We start from the raw sequence: 19,059 nt of genomic DNA, 5'->3' as shown, positions 1-19,059 counted from the left end.
ACCGGCCACGCAAAATCCTCGGCTGGGCAACACCCGCCGAAGTCTTCCAAGAACTATCATCGAACGAAACCACACCGTGTTGCACTTCGAACTAGAACCCGGGGCTCGACTCGGCAGGAAACCTGTGTGCATCGAGTGCGGTGCGCAGTTTGGTGCCCGAATCAATAAGCCACCCGATCCACACGTCCCACTGATCAACTGATCAACTGATCAACTGATCAACTGATCAACTGATCAACTGATCAACTGATCAACTGATCAACTGATCAACTGATCAACTGATCAACTGATCAACTGATCAACTGATCAACTGAGGTTACCTTCGCTAAGGAGGTATAAGTTGCGATCTTTGTGCTCTTGTTGCCGTCCTTCGCATCCCAGATGAGTGCTGCCCCGAAAGCATGCTCAATGCTGTCGCGCTGGGCGTGAAGAGCCTTGAACTTCGCTTCATTAACTTCAGGATCGGGACTGCCAAACTCTAAATAGACCGCCAATCCGAGCTTCGTGAATGCGAACACCCACCGCACGTGCTGCTCGCCAGCCGACATAGCAAACCATGACGCTTTCGAAGATGTTGCCTGTGTCCAGGTTGGATTGGTTGACTTGACCGCTTCGCTGAACTTCACCCAGAAATCCTGATACTGCCGCTCTAATTCGGTCATCCCTGCTGACTTGGCGGCGATCTTGACCTGCTTGCCCCAATCATTCGGCTGGGCAATCAGTTTGAAGGCCGGCGCCGGCTGCGAGTCACCAATTCGCACCACGTGAATCTCGACGCCAAAGAACCGTGTGTCTTCGCCCGTGCGTTCGTTCAACCAGTCGAGCGCAGCTCTGTGTTCAGCCCGAAAGCGGGTGGCGATCCAGACGACAGAAGTAGCCTCCGTCCCTGCTGCATACGTCAGGATTTGCCCGAGATGACTGTGATCGGACTCCTCGAGTTGGTTCTCAACAATCACGCGTTCGCCCGTGGCCTCGTCTCGGCCGATCAGATCGAGCCAAAACCCACCGACCGGGTGTTCGGCAGCTTCAAGCACCAGCTCCATCCCGAGCAAATCCGAGAGCACCACCGAGTTTTTGAGCAGCCAGGGAGTGAAGTCCTGCGCCTCATGGGGCCAAATATCACGAGGCTTAACTGCGACTAGGCGTCCGAGCAATTCACTTGAAGTCATGCCCACACCCTACTGAACTGTTGATGCTGTGAGTTCGTGGGCGCAATCCAATCCGCACATCCGTCTAGTCGTTGCTCGATCCCCGAGTACCGACGATATCCGCGATGACAAAGGCATGATCAGCCCCAGCCGCTATCGCTCCCGGTATTCATAGCAAGCTTCGCCGATACTGATTTCGGGGCTTATCCAGGGAGCATCATAGCGTCGTAGACATCCTGGAGATCCGCGCGCGTTGCGGAGCGGAGCGCTACTCTTTGCCGTCCTCGAGCGGGATGAGCATAGTGCGGAAGGGTCCGGCGGCGGCGTGGATCTCCCAGATGCGAGACGCGACGTCGTCAATGCCGTTGGGCAGTTGAAGCTTGGGAATGCCTCCCGGGATCACGAGCTGACGGACGCGGATTCCCTCGCCCTCGAGCGCTTCGTAAAGCATCTCGCCGTAAGCACTCTCGGCCGGGAAAGCTACCGACGTTCCGGCGAAACCGGCGCGGGCCTTCACCGATGTTCCGCCGTTGATCAGGATGATGCTGCCGTCACCCGTTTCACGCATTGCGGGCAGCACTGTGCGCACCGCGTGGATGAGACCGAGCGCTGAGAACTGCAGCGCTTCCAGTGCTAGCTCGGGAGTCAACTCAAGCACCGGCTTCAGGTAGTCGCGCGACGGGAGCGGGCTGTACTGCAACGTCGTGATCGGCCCCAACTCGGCGGCGACCTGCGCGAGTGCGGCCTCGAGCTGCGCGGGCTCCCGCACGTCCGCGGCATAACCGCTGGCGGACAGGCCATCCGCTTCAAGCTCAGCGGCTAGAGCGTCGAGCTTCGACTGATCCCTTGAAATCAGGGCTACAGCAAAGCCTTCGCGTCCGAACTTACGAGCTACCGCTGCTCCGAGTCCCGGTCCGGCTCCAATGATGGCGATGACGGGCATGAAGTTCCTTCGGTTGGAGCTTGCGGCGGGTAGTGCCGTCCGAAAAGCCTATCGGCGTTTATCGAGATTGATCCGGATGAGGGCGTGCCCGAACAGTCGTGCCGAGACAATCGCCGCCGACATCATCGCGTCACCAGCCAGGGCGCTAGTTGTTGAAGCGGAACTCCACGACGTCGCCGTCGTTCATGACGTAGTCCTTGCCTTCAACACGTGCCTTGCCCTTGGCGCGAGCCTCAGCGATGGAGCCCGTCTCGACGAGGTCGTCGAAGCCGATTACCTCAGCCTTGATGAAGCCCTTTTCGAAGTCGGTGTGAATGACGCCAGCCGCCTGGGGTGCCTTAGCGCCCTTGGGAATCGTCCAGGCGCGGGTCTCTTTCGGACCAGCAGTGAGGTACGTCTGCAGACCGAGAGTGTCGAAGCCGATGCGGGCGAGCTGGTCGAGACCGCTCTCTTCCTGACCGGTGCTTGCAAGAAGTTCTGCGGCATCCTCTTCGTCGAGGTCGATGAGTTCGGCCTCCAACTTGGCGTCGAGAAAGATGGCCTTCGCGGGGGCAACCAGGGCTGCCAATTCGGCGAGCTTTTCCGTGCTGCCGAGCACCACTTCATCCACGTTGAAAACGTAAATGAACGGCTTGGAGGTGAGTAGACCCAGTTCGCGGATCAGTTCGAGCTCAATCTTCGTCGCCTCTGACAACGGCTTGCCGTCATTGAGGAAAGCCTGCGCGGCAAGCGCAGCGTCAAGAACAGCCGGCACGATGCGCTTGGTCTTGAGCTCCTTCTCGTAGCGAGCAATCGACTTCTCGAGAGTTTGGAGGTCAGCCAAAATCAGCTCAGTGTTGATGGTCTCCATGTCGGAAGCGGCATCCACCTTGCCATCAACGTGAATAACATCCGGGTCACTGAAGCCACGCACGACCTGCGCAATAGCGTCAGCTTCGCGGATGTTCGCCAAGAACTTGTTGCCCAGGCCTTCGCCCTCGCTGGCGCCCTGCACAATGCCGGCGATGTCCACGAAGGAAACTGGAGCGGGAAGGATGCGTTCGCTCTTGAAGATACCGGCCAGCACCTTCAGGCGCGGGTCGGGCAGGTTGACGATGCCCACGTTAGGTTCGATGGTCGCGAACGGATAGTTCGCGGCGAGCACCGAATTCTTGGTCAGAGCGTTAAAGAGGGTGGACTTGCCGACATTCGGGAGTCCAACGATTGCAATAGTGAGAGCCACAGAAGACAATCCTACCGGCGATAGCGGCCCCGAGGAACGGGACCGCTATCGCGACGGAAGAGCCAGCCAGAAGCTAGGCGTCGTTTTGCGGGAAGCCTAGGTTGATTCCACCGTGGCTGGGGTCGAGCCAGCGACTCGTTACGGCCTTCTGGCGGGTGAAGAAACGGATCGCGTCGGGGCCATAAGCCTTCGTGTCGCCGAACATCGAGTCCTTCCAACCACCGAAGGAGAAGAAGGCAACCGGCACGGGGATGGGAACGTTGATGCCGACCAAGCCGACCTCAACTTCGCGCTGGAAGCGACGAGCCGCTCCGCCATCGTTCGTGAAGATCGCGGTGCCGTTTCCGTACTGCGACGAGTTGATCAGTGCGAGACCCTCTTCGTAGCTTTCAACACGAATCACGCCAAGAACAGGTCCGAAGATTTCGTGCTTGTAGACATCCGACTCAGTGGAGACGTTGTCGATGAGCGTCGGGCCGAGCCAGAAACCGTTAGCGTCGCCATCGATCTCGATGCCGCGACCATCAACGACGACAGTGGAGCCGTCAGTCTCAGCCAGCTCGATGTAGCCAGCGACCTTGTCGCGGTGCTGCTGCGTGATGAGCGGACCCATGTCGCACGAGCGAGTTCCGTCGCCAACTTTGAGGGTCGCCATCCGCTCGCTGACCTTCGCAATGAGCTCGTCAGCAACAGGCTCGACAGCAACGACAACCGAGATCGCCATGCAGCGCTCGCCGGCAGAACCGAAACCAGCGTTGACAGCAGAGTCAGCAACGAGGTCGAGGTCAGCATCCGGAAGCACGAGCATGTGATTCTTAGCGCCGCCGAGAGCCTGAACGCGCTTGCCGTGGTGAGCAGCAGTTTCGTAGATGTACTTGGCGATCGGAGTGGAACCAACGAACGATACGCTGGCGACATCAGGATGCTCGAGCAGAGTGTCAACAGCGATCTTGTCACCGTGCACGACGTTGAAGACGCCATCCGGCAGTCCGGCCTCGGTGAAGAGTTCAGCCATCCAGAGCGACGCCGACGGGTCCTTCTCACTGGGCTTCAACACAACAGTGTTACCGGCGGCGACAGCCATCGGGAAGAACCACATGGGCACCATGGCCGGGAAGTTGAACGGGCTGATAATCGATACGACACCGAGCGGCTGCTGCAACGAATACACGTCAACACCGGTCGACACGTTCTCGCTGTATTCGCCCTTGCTGAGGTGCGCGATGCCACAAGCGAAGTCGAGAACTTCGAGGCCGCGTGCGATTTCGCCAGCAGCATCCGAGAGGACCTTGCCATGCTCAGCGGTGATGATGGCAGCAAGCTCATCCTTGCGAGCGTTGAACAACTCGCGGAAGGCAAACATGACCGCGGTGCGCTTAGCGGTCGAGGTGTTGCCCCAGGCGGGGAATGCTGCCTTCGCAGCGGCAACCCCAGCGTTGACGTCATTGACGGATGCGAGAGGAACGGTGCGAGCGACAGCACCCGTTGCGGGGTTGAAGACATCGCCACGGTTGGGCGAGTCGCCCTCGGTAGCTGAGCCGTTGATCCAGTGTGGAATCGTGGAGTACATGGGCCTACTTTCGATCAGAGGTAGGCCCAGTCTGCAACCCATACGATCTGCAATCAAGACCTATTAGCGCACGGGCAATCTGCGAAAACGCACAAGGTGCTCGTTGGGTGCTCTGCGATCGGCGCTTTGCCTCGCTGCACCTTCGCGCTATACACCTCGCTAGCGCGAAGGCAGCAACTCTGCGCCCCGCCGAGCAACCTCGCGATGCAGCGCCGCGCGAACCAACTGCACGGCCTCAATCTCCGCAGCTTCCTTGCGCACCGACAGCGCGAATTCCAACCGAAAGCTCACCTCATCGGGCAACACCGCAACGAGTCCGTCATCATGCTCGGCCATAAACGCGTGCAGCAACCCAACGCCGGCTCCCCGACGTGTGGCCTCCAGTTGCGCAAACACGCTCGTGGAACCGAACCCCACGCGCATGCTGCCGAGCACCGGCGCCAGGTCGAGCTCGCGAACCATGAGCAGGGCATCCACATAGAAAACTAGGGGGTGACTGTCGAGATCGGCGAGGGAATGAATAGGCGTATGCGTGGCCACGTAGTCGGGCGAGGCGTAGAGCCTAAGCGCATAGGCGGCGAGAGGTTCGGACGCGAGGCGTGAAGTTGCGGCCGAACCAATCGTGATCGCCAGATCGAAGCCGGCTCCGCGCAGGCTGAGGGGCCTCGTCGACGTGATCAATTCGACAGTGATGGCCGGATGTTCCGCCTGCACTGCCGCAAGCGCTGCAGTAACAAAGGTGGCCCCGAATCCATCGGGCGCAACGATTCTCACGGTGCCGCGAACCTCGTCGGCTCCCCCGCTGGTTGCTCCGACCACGTTTTCGACAATGTTCTCGAGTCCGGCGGCACGGGTGGCGACTTCGCGGCCAATGGCGGTGAGTTCCCAGCCGTCAGCACCCCGATCGAGCAAGCGCACGCCGAGCGCGGCTTCGAGCCGGTCAATGCGGCGGCGAACCGTGGTGTGGTCGACGCCGAGCAGGGTTGCTGCCGACACCATCCGGCCGGCTCGTGCGACGGCGATCAGGTACCGCAGATCGTCGGTGCTCACATCGAGCGGATGCACGGAATCGCTGGCCATTCCCCCAGCCTAGAGCGGTGAAGCGGTCGCCCTCCCGCATTGCTCCCCGAAATGTCCGCGCAGGCTGGCACACTGGCGGAATGGATCCCATCCTCGCACTCATCATCGGCCTTCTTGTCGGCGCAATTCTTGGCGTCGTTATTGGGCTGCTTGTCGCCCGCGTGCGTGCGGCGGCACCGACCGATCGCATCGACCCAGAAGTTCTTGAGGCCCGCCACCAGGCCGCAATCGCTCAGGTGACAGCGCAAGAACGTGAGCAGCAAGCGCGGCTCTCGGCCGAACTAGCGTCGATTACGGCGCGTGCCGGAGCAATGGGCGAGCAGGTTGCGTCACTGCAACAGCAGTACAAGGAGACCATCGACCGTCAGCGAGATGAAGCTCAAGCGCTGGCCGAGCGCGAGCGTCGCGAATCAAAGGTGTTGCAGGCGCTCACTCCCGTGCAAGAGACACTGCGCACCATGCAGAACAAGGTCACCGAGTTGGAGTCACAGCGCAGCCTGCAGCACGGCGAGCTGAGCCAACAATTGAAGTCGGCCACCGAATCCGAAGAACGTCTTCGCAGCACCGCCGAGTCGTTGGCGTCTGCCCTGCGCAATAACTCCACCCGTGGCGTGTGGGGAGAAACCCAGCTGCGCAACGTTGTGCAGGCTGCGGGCCTCATCGAGCGGGTCGACTTCGACGTGCAGTCGAGCATCACTTCGGATGCCGGCGCCGGCCGCCCCGACATGGTCGTGCACCTCCCTGGTGGCAAGAACATCGCTGTCGACGCCAAGGTGCCGTTCAGCGCATTCTTGGAGGCAAGCCAAATCTCGGTCACTGCCACCGGCGAAGAAGGTGCGCGTCGCGAGGCGCTCATCAAGCAACACGTCAAGGTGATGCGCGGCCACATCGACACTCTCGCCAGCAAGGCCTACTGGGCCGGGCTCGATGCCTCCCCCGAACTTGTGATCGCCTTCATCCCGAGCGAATCGCTGGTGTCCTCAGCGATGGAAGCTGACCCGTCGATCATGGATTACGCCTTCGGCAAGCGAGTAGCACTCGCCTCGCCCGTAACGCTGTGGTCAGTTCTGAAGACCGTCGCGTTCTCGTGGCAGCAAGATGTGCTCACCGACCAAGCCAAAACCCTGTTCGACCTCAGCAAAGAGCTCTACCAGCGCCTGGCCACCCTCGCCGAGCACGCCGACAAGTTGCGTCGCTCCATCGATACCACGGTGAACAGTTACAACCAGTTCGCGAACTCCCTAGAGACTCGCGTGCTCGTTACCGCTCGCAAGCTCAACGCCCTCGACGAGTCAAAAGTCATCGGTGCCACAAACACGGTAGAAGGCACACCGAAACACATCACGGCAGCCGAAATGGACCTCGAACTTCCCGACGAAGACGCCTAAAGGCTTAGTGGTCGAGCCACTTCTCCGCGAGGTGATCGGCCGAAATGCGGCGGATCGTTCCCGAGTGTGATCGCAAGACAATCGACTCCGTGCGAATGATCGGGCCAAAACGACGCACACCCTTCACGAGTCCGCCGTCAGTCACTCCGGTCGCGACGAAGAAGGTGTTATCGCTGGCCACCATCTCGTCTGCCGTATAGACGTGATCAAACTTGAGCCCGGCATCCATTCCACGTTGACGCTCGTCGTCAGTTTGCGGGTACAGGATCGTCTGAATCTCCCCGCCGAGAGCCTTGATGGCACACGCCGTCGCAACACCCTCAGGGCTGCCGCCGATACCGACACACATGTCGATACGGGTGCCGTAGAGCGCGGCGTTGATTCCGCCAGCAACATCGCCATCGAGCATGAGGCGCGTTCCCGCACCCGCCGCACGGATGTCTTCAATGAGCTGCGCGTGACGCGGACGGTCAAGTACCGCAACCACGATGTCTTCGGGGAGCTTGCCCTTAGCCTTGGCCAACGCACGAATGTTTTCGCCAATGGGCTTATGGATGTCGACAACACCGACGCCTTCAGCACCGGTGACGATCTTGTCCATGTAGAAAACTGTGGATGCGTCGAGCATCGTGCCGCGGTCAGAAACAGCAATCATCGAGATCGCGTTCTGGCGCCCCGCAGCCGTTAGCGAGGTGCCGTCGATCGGGTCAACCGCGATATCGCAGGCGGGCCCACGACCGGTGCCAACCCGCTCGCCGTTGAAGAGCATGGGGGCGTGGTCTTTCTCGCCCTCACCAATAACAACAAGACCATCGAACTCGACGGTTCCCAAAAATTTGCGCATCGCATCGACGGCGGCACCATCAGCACCGAGCTTGTCGCCCTTGCCAATAAAGGGAACGGCGCGAATCGCTGCCGCTTCGGTGGCCCGCACAAGCTCAAGAGCGAGGTTGCGGTCGGGATGGAGGAAAAGCGTTTCGGTTTCTGGACTCACCTAGAGGCATCCTTCGTTGATAGAGGTCGACTGGGGACGCGCCGGTGGTGGTCAGCGCGGCCCCAGTCTACCGGAATCCCGATTGGCCGTCGCCGTACAGAGGGCCCCACCGTCGCACTGCGAAACAGTTCGCGCCCACACAGAGGTGGTGGATAGAATCGACGCGAGCCGTACCAGAGCGGTAATCGGTACCGTACGAGGAGAGACAACAATGCCCGTCGCAACCCCAGACCAGTACGCAGAAATGCTCGACAAGGCGAAGAAGAACTCTTTCGCCTATCCCGCCATCAACGTCTCGTCGTCATCGACGATCAACGGCGTGCTGCAGGGACTCAGCGATGCCGGCTCTGACGGCATCATCCAGGTCACCACCGGTGGTGCAGACTACTTTGCCGGCCAGTCGGTCAAGGCACGCGCCTCCGGAGCACTCGCATTCGCCGCATTTGTCACCGAGGTTGCCAAGAACTACCCGGTCACTGTTGCTCTGCACACCGACCACTGCCCGAAGAACGCCCTCGATGACTTCGTTTACCCGCTGATTGCGGCATCCGAAGCTGAGGTGAAGGCCGGCCGCAACCCGATCTTCCAGTCGCACATGTGGGACGGTTCCGCTGTTCCTCTCGATGAGAACCTCGACATTGCGCGCGAAATCTTGCCACGCATGAAGGCAATCAACTCGATTCTCGAAGTAGAAATTGGTGTTGTTGGTGGCGAAGAAGACGGCGTAAGTCACGACATCAATGACAGCCTGTACACGACGCTGGATGACGTAATCGCTACCGTTGAAGCGCTCGGTCTCGGCGACCAAGGCCGCTACATCGCCGCCCTCACGTTTGGCAACGTGCACGGGGTGTACAAGCCAGGCAACGTGAAGCTTCGCCCCGAACTGCTCGGCGAAATCCAGGCAGGTATCGCCGCCAAGTATGGCACTGATGCTAACCCGCTCGACCTCGTCTTCCACGGTGGATCAGGTTCGACGGATGAAGAAATTGCGACCGCTGTTGCCAACGGTGTCATCAAGATGAACATCGACACCGACACCCAGTACGCCTACAGCCGCTCAATCGCGGACAGCGTTCTGAGCAACTATGCCGGCTTCCTCAAGGTAGACGGCGAAGTCGGAAACAAGAAGATTTACGACCCCCGCGCCTGGGGCAAGACCGCAGAGTCCGCTCTTGCGCTTCGCGTTGTCGAAGCAACCAAGCAGCTCGGTTCTGCTGGGCACTCCAGCAAGTAGCCATTTATGCAGAACGGGGTCAACCTTCGGGTTGGCCCCGTTTGGCGTTTAACGCGTAGCCGCCCAGCTACGCACGCAGCTACTGCTGTTGCTGGATGCCCTCTACGTACGCGATGAAACCAGGGTCATTCATTACGGCAACGACGACCGCAACAGTAAGGACGATTCCAGCGATCGTAGCCCCGACAACAGGAATCCAGAACGCGAGGCGCTTGCGTTGGATCTGGATGAGAGCGAACACAATCGTGAGAACCAGCACGACAACGCGCACAATGTTGGCGGCGCCTCCGGCCTCGGCCGCAACAGCATCTGAAGTAAACGACGCGCCCTGAGGCTCGAGCGCCTCCCGCAAAAATGGTCCCATAGCGGCCAACACAGGGATCGTTCCCACGACATCCAGGACTCCCAGGAGAAGCAATGCTGAGGTGAGCAGAACATCCCACATGCGCCGTTTGCGTTCAGGGGCGACAGCGTCACTCGCGGTGTTAGCGAAAGCGGGCTGTGCTGAATTGGGCTGAGCTGCACCGTGGTGGACGGCACCGGGCGGCGGCGCGGGGGGCGCCGGGTACTGCGGCGCTACGGGAGCGACCGAACCGGGCGAACCGTCAACAGCATCGGCAACGTTCTCAGGGCCAGCAGGGGGCAGCGGCGCGTACTCACCGTACTTCGGCCGGGGGCGCGGGTCAGTCATGGTCTATTGCCAATCAAGTTTGCGATTGCGACCGCCGAGGCCGCGCTCATCAGGGTTGCCTGCGGCATCAGTGCGCAGTTCTTTGGGCAGCGAGAACATGAGATCTTCCTCGGCAGTCACCACGCTGGATACATCGCCGTAGCCTGCATCAGCAAGGTCAGCGAGAACTTCTTGAACCAGAACTTCAGGGACGGATGCCCCACTCGTAACACCGACGGTCGAGATTCCGTCAAGCCACTCCTGCTTGATTTCGCTGGCGTAGTCAACGCGGTAGGCGGCCTTGGCGCCGTACTCGAGGGCAACATCCACCAATCGCACGGTGTTTGAGCTGTTCGCACTGCCCACAACGATCACGAGTTCTGCCTCTTCGGCAACCTTCTTGATCGCAACCTGGCGGTTCTGAGTCGCATAACAAATGTCGTCGCTCGGAGGATCTTGCAAAGTTGGAAAGCGCTCGCGCAGCAGGCGAACCGTCTCCATGGTTTCGTCAACGCTCAGAGTGGTTTGTGAAAGCCACACGAGGTTGTCGGTGTTGTCGACCACGATATTGGGCACATCAGCGGGGCTATTGACGAGGATGGTGCGCTCGGGCGCGTGGCCCATCGTGCCCTCAACCTCTTCGTGGCCGTGGTGGCCGATCAGCAAGATTTGGTAGTTGTCGCGAGCGAAGCGCGTTGCCTCGCGGTGCACCTTGGTGACCAGCGGGCAGGTGGCATCAATCGCGTGAAGTTCTCGGTCGGCTGCGCCCTTGACGACGGCGGGCGAGACGCCGTGGGCAGAAAACACCACGGTTGATCCTTCAGGAATCTCTTCAACTTCATCCACAAAAATGGCGCCCTGAGCTTCAAGCGTTGTCACGACGTGGATGTTGTGAACAATCTGCTTGCGCACATACACGGGAGCACCATAGTTTGCGAGCGCTTTCTCAACCGCGATGACGGCCCGATCTACTCCTGCACAGTAGCCACGAGGAGCAGCCAACAGCACGCGTTTGCCACCCGCAACCGGCAGGTCTTTCAGCTGTTCGCGGCGTGCGGGCATCGGGGGCATCGCTAGCGCTTGGGCGCTTCCGTTAGAAATGGTGCTCACTTGATTTATTCTACCGAACGCTGCTGCACGAACGCCGAGCGCACTGCGATATCAGCGGCATCCTCTACCCTGTAATCACAAGCTTGAGGAGGCTAGGTGACGATCACAGAGGGCCCGCCCACCGTCGATACTCCGTGGCCGGTATCAGTTCTGTCGCACAAGATTCGCGGCTGGATTGAACGACTCGGCACCGCGTGGGTTGAAGGCGAAATCACCCAGTGGGGTGGTTCGGGCGGCAATATCTACGGCAAGCTCAAAGACCTTGAAGTAGATGCCACCATTTCGTTCACCGTTTGGTCGTCAGTTCGCACCAAACTTCCCAATGATCTGAAGCAGGGCGACCGCGTTGTTGCCCTCGTCAAGCCCAATTACTGGGTCAAGGGCGGCACGCTCACGATGCAGGTGCTTGAGATGCGCCACGTTGGTCTCGGCGACTTGCTCGAACGCCTTGAGCTGCTGCGCCAGAAGCTGCGCGCCGAGGGCCTCTTCGAGCACAAGAAACCGCTGCCCTTCTTGCCGAACTGCATCGGTCTCGTGACTGGCAAAGACAGCGACGCGGAGAAAGACGTGCTGCGCAATGCGCAATTGCGGTGGCCTGCCGTGAAGTTCCGCACCGTGCACGCCGCAGTGCAGGGCGAGCGTGCCGTCAGCGAGGTTTCGAAAGCGATCACACAGCTGGATGCTGACCCTGAGGTCGATGTCATCATTGTCGCCCGAGGCGGTGGAGACTTTCAGAACCTGCTCGTGTTCAGCGATGAATCACTCGTGCGTACGGCTGCGGCCTGCCAGACTCCCTTGGTCTCCGCGATTGGACACGAGAACGATCGGCCACTACTCGACGAGGTTGCCGACCTGCGAGCATCCACCCCCACGGATGCCGCCAAACGGGTCGTTCCCGATGTTGCCGAAGAGTTGAGCCGGGTGCAGCAGGCGCGCGCGGGGATGCGATTGCGCATCACTCAACGTCTGGCCCACGAGGGTGACCGCTTGGAGTCACTGCGTACCAGACCGGTGTTGGCTAATCCGGTAACGCTCGTTGATGCGCACGCCGATGAGCTTTCACGCTACGTTTCGCGCAGCAACGAGTTGGTTGAGCGGGCGATCGAGAAAGCCCATGCTGGCGTGACCGAGCTCACCGGCCAGTTGCGTGCTCTGTCTCCGCAGCGCACGCTGCAGCGTGGCTATGCGATTGCTCAGCTTTCCGATGGCACTGCGGTGCGCTCCACGGCTGATACTCCCAACGGCACCGAGCTCCTGCTCACCGTTGCCGACGGCAAGATTTCCACCACTGTCACCGGCCAGCCGGCAGACACCTAGAGGACAGTAGAATTACTCCGTGGCTACCCCCAACGAGACCCCCGTCAGTGACCTCAGCTATGAACAGGCTCGGGATGAGCTCATCGCCGTTGTCAACGAGCTAGAGCAAGGTTCAGCGACTCTCGAGCAGTCACTCGCCCTCTGGGAGCGCGGAGAAGCGCTAGCTCAGCGGTGTGAAGAGTGGCTCATCGGAGCGCGTGCCCGCCTCGACGCCGCCAGAAGTGTTGCGTCGACGGATGCTGACCCCACCGGTGACGCGAGCGCTGACCAGTAATGGCCAAGAACACCGAACCGCGTGTCGTCGCCGAACTTGGTCGCCCAGAAACCCCAGAAGAGACATTCGCGCGCAAGGCAGAAAATTCGCGCAAGCACCGCGCGAATCAAACGCTGTTCAACTTGGTGATCGCCACGGTCGCGTCTCTCGGCATCGTGCTACTCCTTGTGTTGGTCGTCGTTCGCCCGACTGATGACAAGCCAGTAACCGCTGATTACCAGACCATTGCTGCTGATGCCCAGACCGATGCCAGCGAACCTCTTCTTGCACCAACGCTCCCCCCTGATTGGTACGCGAATTCAGCGCGGCTTGGAACCAGCTCGTCGGTTCAGACTTGGTACATCGGCTTTGTGACCCCGCCGTCGCCATCCGCACAGTTTGTTGCCCTTGAGCAGGGAATTGAGGCGAACGAGACCTGGTTGTCGATCGCTACCGACGGTGCTCCAGCCACTGATGCGACGACGATCGAGGGAATCGACTGGAAGATTTATGACCGTCGGTCTTCTTCAGGCACCGGAAACTACGCATACTCAATGTCGGCGCAGATTGCGGGCAGCACGGTTGTGCTGCACGGAACAGCCACGGACAACGAGTTTGAACTACTGGCAGCGTCCATCGCTGCCGAGGCGGAGGCGCAACGATGAGTCCCACCAGAACACCAGCACAGGTGTGGAACGAGATGGCTCGCGGTAACGAACGATTCGTTGCTGGCGAGCCGAATCATCCTCGCCAAGACGTTGAGCGACGCACCGAAGTAGCCAACGCTCAAACGCCTCACGCTGCTCTGTTCGGCTGCAGCGATTCACGTCTAGCTGCAGAGATCATTTTCGATAAAGGGCTCGGTGATCTGTTTGTTGTGCGTAACGCCGGCCAGATCATCTCCGACTCTGTCATCGGATCGCTTGAGTACGCTGTCGGAGTTCTCGACGTGCCGCTCATCCTGGTTCTCGGGCATGACGAGTGCGGCGCCGTGGCGGCAGCCATTGAGTCCCAGGCGTCAGATGCTCCCGTACTCCCCCCGCACATCCAGTCGCTCATCTCAAAGATCGTGCCCGCCGTGCGCCGCGTCGCCGGCAGTGAGACGGGTGCGATCGACATCGAGAGCATCAGTTCTACGGATGTCGGCCGCGAGCACCTGCGCGAAACAATCGCCGAACTGGTGAGCTCCTCTGAGCTCATCAGCGACGCAATTGCCGCAGGTACGCTTGCAGTAGTTGGCGCGAACTACCGCTTGCTTGAAGGTAGAGCTGTGCCCGACGTCGTTGTCGGCACGGTCTAGCGCTCTCCACCACGTTCTCACCCCCAGTTCGCTCGCAAACAAAGGATTACAACGCTGTGACGAGTTCCACCGAATACCGCATCGAACACGACACCATGGGCGAGGTTCGCGTGCCCAAGGATGCCCTCTACGGCGCTCAAACCCAGCGTGCCGTCGAGAACTTTCCCATCTCGGGCACTGGCCTAGAGCCAGCCCAGATCATCGCCCTAGCCCGCGTCAAGCGCGCGGCGGCAATGGCCAACGCTGAACTTGGCAAGCTTGATTCGGCGATAGCTGATGCCATTGTCGGTGCTGCAGACCAGATCATCGATGGCCAGCACCACAACCACTTCCCGGTCGACACATACCAGACCGGCAGCGGCACCTCATCGAATATGAACATGAACGAGGTGCTTGCTCGACTCGCAAGCGACTCACTCGGCAGCGCCGTTCACCCCAACGACCACGTGAATGCCTCACAGTCGTCGAACGACGTCTTCCCCACCTCGGTACACCTTGCCGTTACCGGTGCACTTCTCGGCGATCTGATTCCCGCGCTCGAGCACCTCGCTGCAGCACTGGAAGTGAAAGCAGAACTGTGGAAGGGCGCAGTCAAGGCTGGCCGCACCCACCTCATGGATGCCACCCCAGTGACCCTCGGTCAAGAGTTTGCCGGCTACGCCCGCCAGATCCGTCTCGGCGTCGCCCGCGTGCAGTCGAGCATCCCGCGCGTTGCTGAGGTACCGCTCGGTGGCACCGCAGTTGGCACCGGAATCAACACCCCGCTGGGCTTTCCGCAGCGCGTGATCGCGATTCTCGCCGAGAACTCGGGCCTGCCAATAACCGAAGCCGAAGACCACTTCGAAGCTCAGGGTGCGCGCGACGCACTTGTTGAAGCCTCCGGCGCATTGCGCGTGATCGCGGTTTCTGTCACCAAGATTTGTAACGACCTTCGATGGATGGGTTCCGGCCCGAACACTGGGCTCGGCGAGCTACGCATCCCCGATCTTCAGCCCGGATCCTCGATCATGCCCGGCAAGGTCAACCCCGTCATTCCCGAAGCCGTGCTCATGGTGTGCGCACGCGTAATCGGCAACGATGCGACGATCGCGTGGGGTGGAGCATCCGGAGCATTCGAACTGAATGTCGCGATTCCTGTGATGGGAACCTCGCTGCTTGAATCGAGCCGACTGCTCTCCAACTCGCTGCGTGCACTCGCCGACAAGACCGTTGACGGCCTCGAAGCGAACCTGCCGCGTGCACTCGCACTCGCCGAGTCATCGCCGTCGATCGTTACACCGCTCAACAAGATCATCGGCTACGAAGCGGCCTCCAAGATTGCCAAGCACGCTGTAGCGCAGTCGATCACCGTGCGTGAAGCCGTGATCGACCTCGGCTTCGTCGAGCGCGGCGAAGTAACCATTGACCAGTTGGATGCTGCACTCGACGTTTTGTCGATGACCACGCCTGGCTAGTCGATGACCACACTGGGCTAGTTGATAAACAGGCCGGGCTAGTAGCCGAGGTCCACCATCGTGAGGGGCGCGCCGTCGAGAGTTTCGACGGTGCGTTCTCCTATTGGGTCACTCAGTGTGATCGGAATCAGCACCGAACCAGCGAGATCTTCACCCAACGGGCAGCCCTCAGCGTTGTCAGGTTCTGAGCCATCCCTTGGGGTCGGCAGCCCATACATCACAGCAAGTTGAACCCGCTCTGGCGTTTCAATCGCGACAACGCGACGAGGGATGCACAGCAGAGGTCCGCGCACCTTGACCACCACATCTGCCCGGCTAATCGTGGAATCAGTCTCACTAGGCGTGCTGCCGATATAACCGGGGATGTTGGTAGTTCCGAGTCGAGAAAATGGTTCAAGATCAAGCAGATACAGTGGCGCGCGCTCTTCGTCATTCACCGGCAGATAGCTCTCAATGGGCACATCGACAAGCGTTTCGTCTATCGAACGGCTCGTCTGAAAAGTGCGGTACACCAGCAGAGGCTCGGGCGTTCCCCACGCCTGTTCGATGTCATTGGCGCGGGGTGGCTCGACAGGCTCCCTGGCGGCAGAGGCCACGACAGAGAGCACGATCGTTAGTAACGCAACGCTTAGGGCAACGGCCGCAATGAGCTGACGGTAGGCGAATGCTGCACCGCCCGGTTCTGAACTGTGGGTGTTGCCCACCGACCACGAGAACAGGCTGCGCCACTGATTCCGGGGAGCAAAAATCGCCCATACAGCGACTAACGCTAAGGGAACCGCAAGAAACCACCAGTTCGAGCCCACGAGAAAACCTTACGTTGCCTGAGCGCGCCCTGCTGACACTCGCACGGCACGCTCAGACTTCGAGAGGTAATTGTTAGGCGAGTTCGTTGCCTTCCAGAAGCTCGGTGACGAGGGCAGCAATTGCTGACCGCTCAGAACGAGTCAGGGTGATGTGTCCAAACAATGAGTGGCCCTTCAGCGTTTCAATCACCGAGGCAACACCGTCGTGGCGTCCCACTCTGAGGTTGTCGCGTTGCGCCACATCGTGGGTGAGCACGACACGAGAATTCTGGCCGATGCGGCTGAGCACTGTCAGCAGAACGTTGCGTTCGAGTGACTGCGCCTCATCCACGATCACAAAGGCATCGTGCAATGAACGACCGCGGATATGCGTCAGCGGCAGAACTTCGAGCAGGCCACGATCGAGCACCTCCTCGAGCACATTCTCAGAAACAACAGACCCCAGGGTGTCGAACACTGCCTGCGCCCACGGATTCATCTTCTCGGAAGCATCCCCGGGGAGGTAACCCAATTCTTGGCCACCCACCGCGTACAGCGGGCGGAAAACCATGATCTTGCGGTGTTGTTGCTTCTCAAGCACCGCTTCGAGACCGGCGCAGAGAGCTAGAGCAGACTTACCTGTTCCCGCGCGACCACCGAGCGAGACGATCCCCAGCTCCGGGTCAAGCAGCATCTCGATCGCTAATCGCTGTTCGGCGCTACGACCGTGGAGACCAAAGATGTCGCGGTCGCCGCGCACGAGCGACATCTTGCCGCGCGCCGTCACACGAGCGAGAGCCGAGCCTCGTTCGGAGTGCACGATGAGGCCGGTATTGATCGGCAAATCGCCAACGGTGCGGGAGTGAAGTTCTTCTTTGTCGTAAAGTTCGGCGACCTGATCTCCGCTGAGCTCAATCTCGGCTTGCCCTGTCCAGCCAGAGTCGACCGCAAGCTCTGCACGGTACTCCTCGGCCGCGAGACCGATGGATGCCGCCTTCACCCGCAGGGGAAGATCCTTTGACACGACTGTGACATCCAGCCCCTCATTGGAGAGGTTCAGCGCAACAGCAAGGATTCGGGAATCGTTGTCACCGAGCTGCAGGCCGGAGGGAAGCACCGACATGTTGGAGTGGTTGAGCTCGACTCGAAGCGTGCCACCAACGTCGCCGACCGAGATCGGAAAATCGAGTCGCTCATGCTTGACGCGCATCTCATCGAGGTTGCGCAACGCTTGCCGAGCGAAATACCCGATCTCGGGATCGTTTCGTTTGGCTTCGAGTTCGGTGATCACCACAACGGGCAGAACAACATTGTGTTCGGCGAACCGCTTGATCGAACTCGGATCGGAGAGCAAAACGGAAGTGTCGAGCACGTAGGTGCGCTCGGCTTGTCGTTGGGCCCGCCCTCCCGCCTTCGACGTGGTGATCGTGGTCTTGGGGGTAGCTAGATCGGCCAACGTGCACTCCATCCCCGAGTGCGCGAGCACTCGGATCCAGTCTGCGAAGACGGCCAGTACTTTACGAAAACGAACTTACGTGGCCGTCTCGATCAGGCGCCATACCTGATATTTGAACGCTAATCCTGTCGCGCATTCTGGGCGCGACGACACGCCACGAGACACCATTGCGCCACAAACTGGGGGCAAAGTTCACCTCACCAACGGGCGCCGCGAAAACCCAGGCTGCAGCAGGCAGAAGCATTCCCGCGGGTGCTGCGGCCGAAGCTGCAGCTAGGCCTCGCAGCGGCGACTAAGCGCCGTAGCGACGATGGCGACGCGCGAAGTCGCGCAGCGCACGCAAGAAGTCGACCTCACGCAGGTCGGGGCCGAGCGCCTCGACAAAGTACAACTCGCTGTGCGCGGTCTGCCACAGCATAAAGTCACTAATGCGTTGTTCGCCCGAGGTGCGGATGACCAGATCGGGGTCAGGCTGCCCCTTGGTGTAGAGATGCTCACCAATGAGTTCGGGGGTCAACAACTCCGCGAGCGCCTCAAGGCTGTGACCCTCAGCGCTGTGGTTGCGCACAATCTTGCGCATCGCTTCTGCAATCTCATGGCGTCCGCCATAACCGATCGCGAGATTCACGTGAAGCCCAGTGTTCGTGGCGGTGCGATCCCGAGCCGCAGTGAGCTGAGCCTTGAGCTGATCGGGGAGTCCGGCATCCGACCCGACATGTTGCACACGCCAGTCGCGAAAGTGAGAAAGGTCTTCGGCAAGATCACCAATGATCGTGAAAAGCTCTCCTAGCTCTTCGGGTGACCGGCTCGTGAGATTGTCATTCGACAGCAGGTAGAGCGTTGCAACCGAGATGTCTAGGTCGTCACACCACACCAGAAATTCTCTATATTTGGCCGCGCCAGCACGGTGGCCGTGCGCAACAGTCTCGAGGTCTTTCAGCTTTGCCCAACGCCTGTTGCCATCAATGATCATGGCTACGTGGCGCGGCAATTGCTGGCCCTCTAGTTGGCGCCGCAGTTTTTTCTGGTAAAGACCGTAAAGAAAACCGCGACCGAGTGGAAACTGTCGCTGACTCACGGAACTACGTTAGACCACTGCGGCGCACAGCAAGTGAATCTGCGCCGGGCGTAA

General features: G+C 60.1%; 18 protein-coding genes. 7 read left to right on the top strand and 11 right to left on the bottom strand.

Annotated elements, in window-relative coordinates; translation table 11 throughout:
• Positions 1-290 precede the first annotated feature (290 nt).
• From ABD112_RS00615 to ABD112_RS00595, 5 genes are all read right to left on the bottom strand, one after another.
• Entirely contained in the window at positions 291-1,169 is an 879-nt protein-coding gene (locus ABD112_RS00615; protein WP_343922245.1) for a DUF4268 domain-containing protein, read from the bottom strand.
• Positions 1,170-1,416: 247 nt separating this feature from the next.
• Positions 1,417-2,091 carry an SDR family NAD(P)-dependent oxidoreductase gene (locus ABD112_RS00610; RefSeq protein WP_343922243.1) on the bottom strand — a complete coding sequence of 225 codons (675 nt, stop codon included), beginning with the start codon at positions 2,089-2,091 and terminating at the stop codon, positions 1,417-1,419.
• Between the two features lie 145 nt (positions 2,092-2,236).
• Positions 2,237-3,313, bottom strand: coding sequence for a redox-regulated ATPase YchF (gene ychF, locus ABD112_RS00605; RefSeq protein WP_343922241.1), 1,077 nt, complete (start codon positions 3,311-3,313; stop codon positions 2,237-2,239).
• Between the two features lie 73 nt (positions 3,314-3,386).
• The gene (locus ABD112_RS00600; RefSeq protein ID WP_343922239.1) at positions 3,387-4,883 is read right to left on the bottom strand and encodes a CoA-acylating methylmalonate-semialdehyde dehydrogenase; all 1,497 of its coding nucleotides are present in this window, start codon (positions 4,881-4,883) and stop codon (positions 3,387-3,389) included.
• Positions 4,884-5,042: 159 nt separating this feature from the next.
• Complete coding sequence (locus tag ABD112_RS00595; protein ID WP_343922238.1) at positions 5,043-5,963, bottom strand: LysR family transcriptional regulator; 921 nt, start codon at positions 5,961-5,963, stop codon at positions 5,043-5,045.
• 80 nt (positions 5,964-6,043) lie between these two features.
• Here ABD112_RS00595 and ABD112_RS00590 point away from each other — a divergent pair, with 80 nt between their 5' ends.
• Positions 6,044-7,351, top strand: a complete 1,308-nt coding sequence (locus ABD112_RS00590; protein WP_343922237.1) for a DNA recombination protein RmuC — start codon at positions 6,044-6,046, stop codon at positions 7,349-7,351.
• A gap of 4 nt (positions 7,352-7,355) precedes the next feature.
• Here the strand turns inward: ABD112_RS00590 and glpX are convergent, their stop codons facing one another.
• Positions 7,356-8,345, bottom strand: a complete 990-nt coding sequence (glpX, locus tag ABD112_RS00585) for a class II fructose-bisphosphatase (protein WP_343922236.1) — start codon at positions 8,343-8,345, stop codon at positions 7,356-7,358.
• A 211-nt stretch (positions 8,346-8,556) separates the two neighbouring features.
• Between glpX and fbaA the strand changes: the two genes are divergently transcribed.
• A complete protein-coding gene (fbaA, locus tag ABD112_RS00580) occupies positions 8,557-9,582 on the top strand; it encodes a class II fructose-bisphosphate aldolase (protein WP_343922235.1) in 1,026 nt (341 codons plus the stop codon).
• 79 nt (positions 9,583-9,661) lie between these two features.
• Here fbaA and ABD112_RS00575 read toward each other — a convergent pair whose 3' ends face one another.
• Complete coding sequence (locus ABD112_RS00575) at positions 9,662-10,273, bottom strand: DUF6264 family protein (protein WP_343922233.1); 612 nt, start codon at positions 10,271-10,273, stop codon at positions 9,662-9,664.
• Between the two features lie 3 nt (positions 10,274-10,276).
• Positions 10,277-11,323: a 4-hydroxy-3-methylbut-2-enyl diphosphate reductase gene (locus ABD112_RS00570; protein WP_343922247.1), complete on the bottom strand. Its 1,047-nt coding sequence runs from the start codon at positions 11,321-11,323 to the stop codon at positions 10,277-10,279.
• A 135-nt stretch (positions 11,324-11,458) separates the two neighbouring features.
• On the opposite strand from ABD112_RS00570, the gene xseA reads away from it, so the two are divergent.
• Genes xseA through ABD112_RS00545 form a run of 5 tightly spaced genes read left to right on the top strand, consistent with a single transcriptional unit; the run spans position 11,459 to position 15,686 of the window.
• Entirely contained in the window at positions 11,459-12,679 is a 1,221-nt protein-coding gene (gene xseA, locus ABD112_RS00565; protein ID WP_343922232.1) for an exodeoxyribonuclease VII large subunit, read from the top strand.
• Positions 12,680-12,698: 19 nt separating this feature from the next.
• The gene (locus ABD112_RS00560) at positions 12,699-12,953 is read left to right on the top strand and encodes an exodeoxyribonuclease VII small subunit (protein ID WP_343922231.1); all 255 of its coding nucleotides are present in this window, start codon (positions 12,699-12,701) and stop codon (positions 12,951-12,953) included.
• Entirely contained in the window at positions 12,953-13,597 is a 645-nt protein-coding gene (locus ABD112_RS00555; protein ID WP_343922229.1) for a DUF4245 domain-containing protein, read from the top strand. The genes ABD112_RS00560 and ABD112_RS00555 overlap by 1 nt, the downstream gene beginning before the upstream one ends.
• The gene (locus ABD112_RS00550; protein WP_343922228.1) at positions 13,594-14,232 is read left to right on the top strand and encodes a carbonic anhydrase; all 639 of its coding nucleotides are present in this window, start codon (positions 13,594-13,596) and stop codon (positions 14,230-14,232) included. Before ABD112_RS00555 ends, ABD112_RS00550 begins: the two co-directional genes overlap by 4 nt.
• Before the next feature lie 56 nt (positions 14,233-14,288).
• Entirely contained in the window at positions 14,289-15,686 is a 1,398-nt protein-coding gene (locus ABD112_RS00545; protein ID WP_343922227.1) for a class II fumarate hydratase, read from the top strand.
• 38 nt (positions 15,687-15,724) lie between these two features.
• Here the strand turns inward: ABD112_RS00545 and ABD112_RS00540 are convergent, their stop codons facing one another.
• The 3 genes from ABD112_RS00540 to ABD112_RS00530 form a co-directional block, all read right to left on the bottom strand.
• Complete coding sequence (locus tag ABD112_RS00540) at positions 15,725-16,492, bottom strand: fumarate hydratase (RefSeq protein WP_343922226.1); 768 nt, start codon at positions 16,490-16,492, stop codon at positions 15,725-15,727.
• A 73-nt stretch (positions 16,493-16,565) separates the two neighbouring features.
• Entirely contained in the window at positions 16,566-17,927 is a 1,362-nt protein-coding gene (gene phoH2, locus ABD112_RS00535) for an RNA 5'-3' helicase PhoH2 (protein WP_343922224.1), read from the bottom strand.
• Between the two features lie 292 nt (positions 17,928-18,219).
• Positions 18,220-19,005, bottom strand: a complete 786-nt coding sequence (locus tag ABD112_RS00530) for an isoprenyl transferase (protein ID WP_343922222.1) — start codon at positions 19,003-19,005, stop codon at positions 18,220-18,222.
• Between the last annotated feature and the right edge of the window lie 54 nt (positions 19,006-19,059).

Origin of the sequence: Rhodoglobus aureus (genome assembly GCF_039527955.1) — a bacterium.
Classification (GTDB): Bacteria; Actinomycetota; Actinomycetes; order Actinomycetales; family Microbacteriaceae; genus Rhodoglobus; species Rhodoglobus aureus.
Note: the sequence above shows the minus strand (reverse complement) of the source record. Positions and strands in the feature narration are given on the sequence as shown.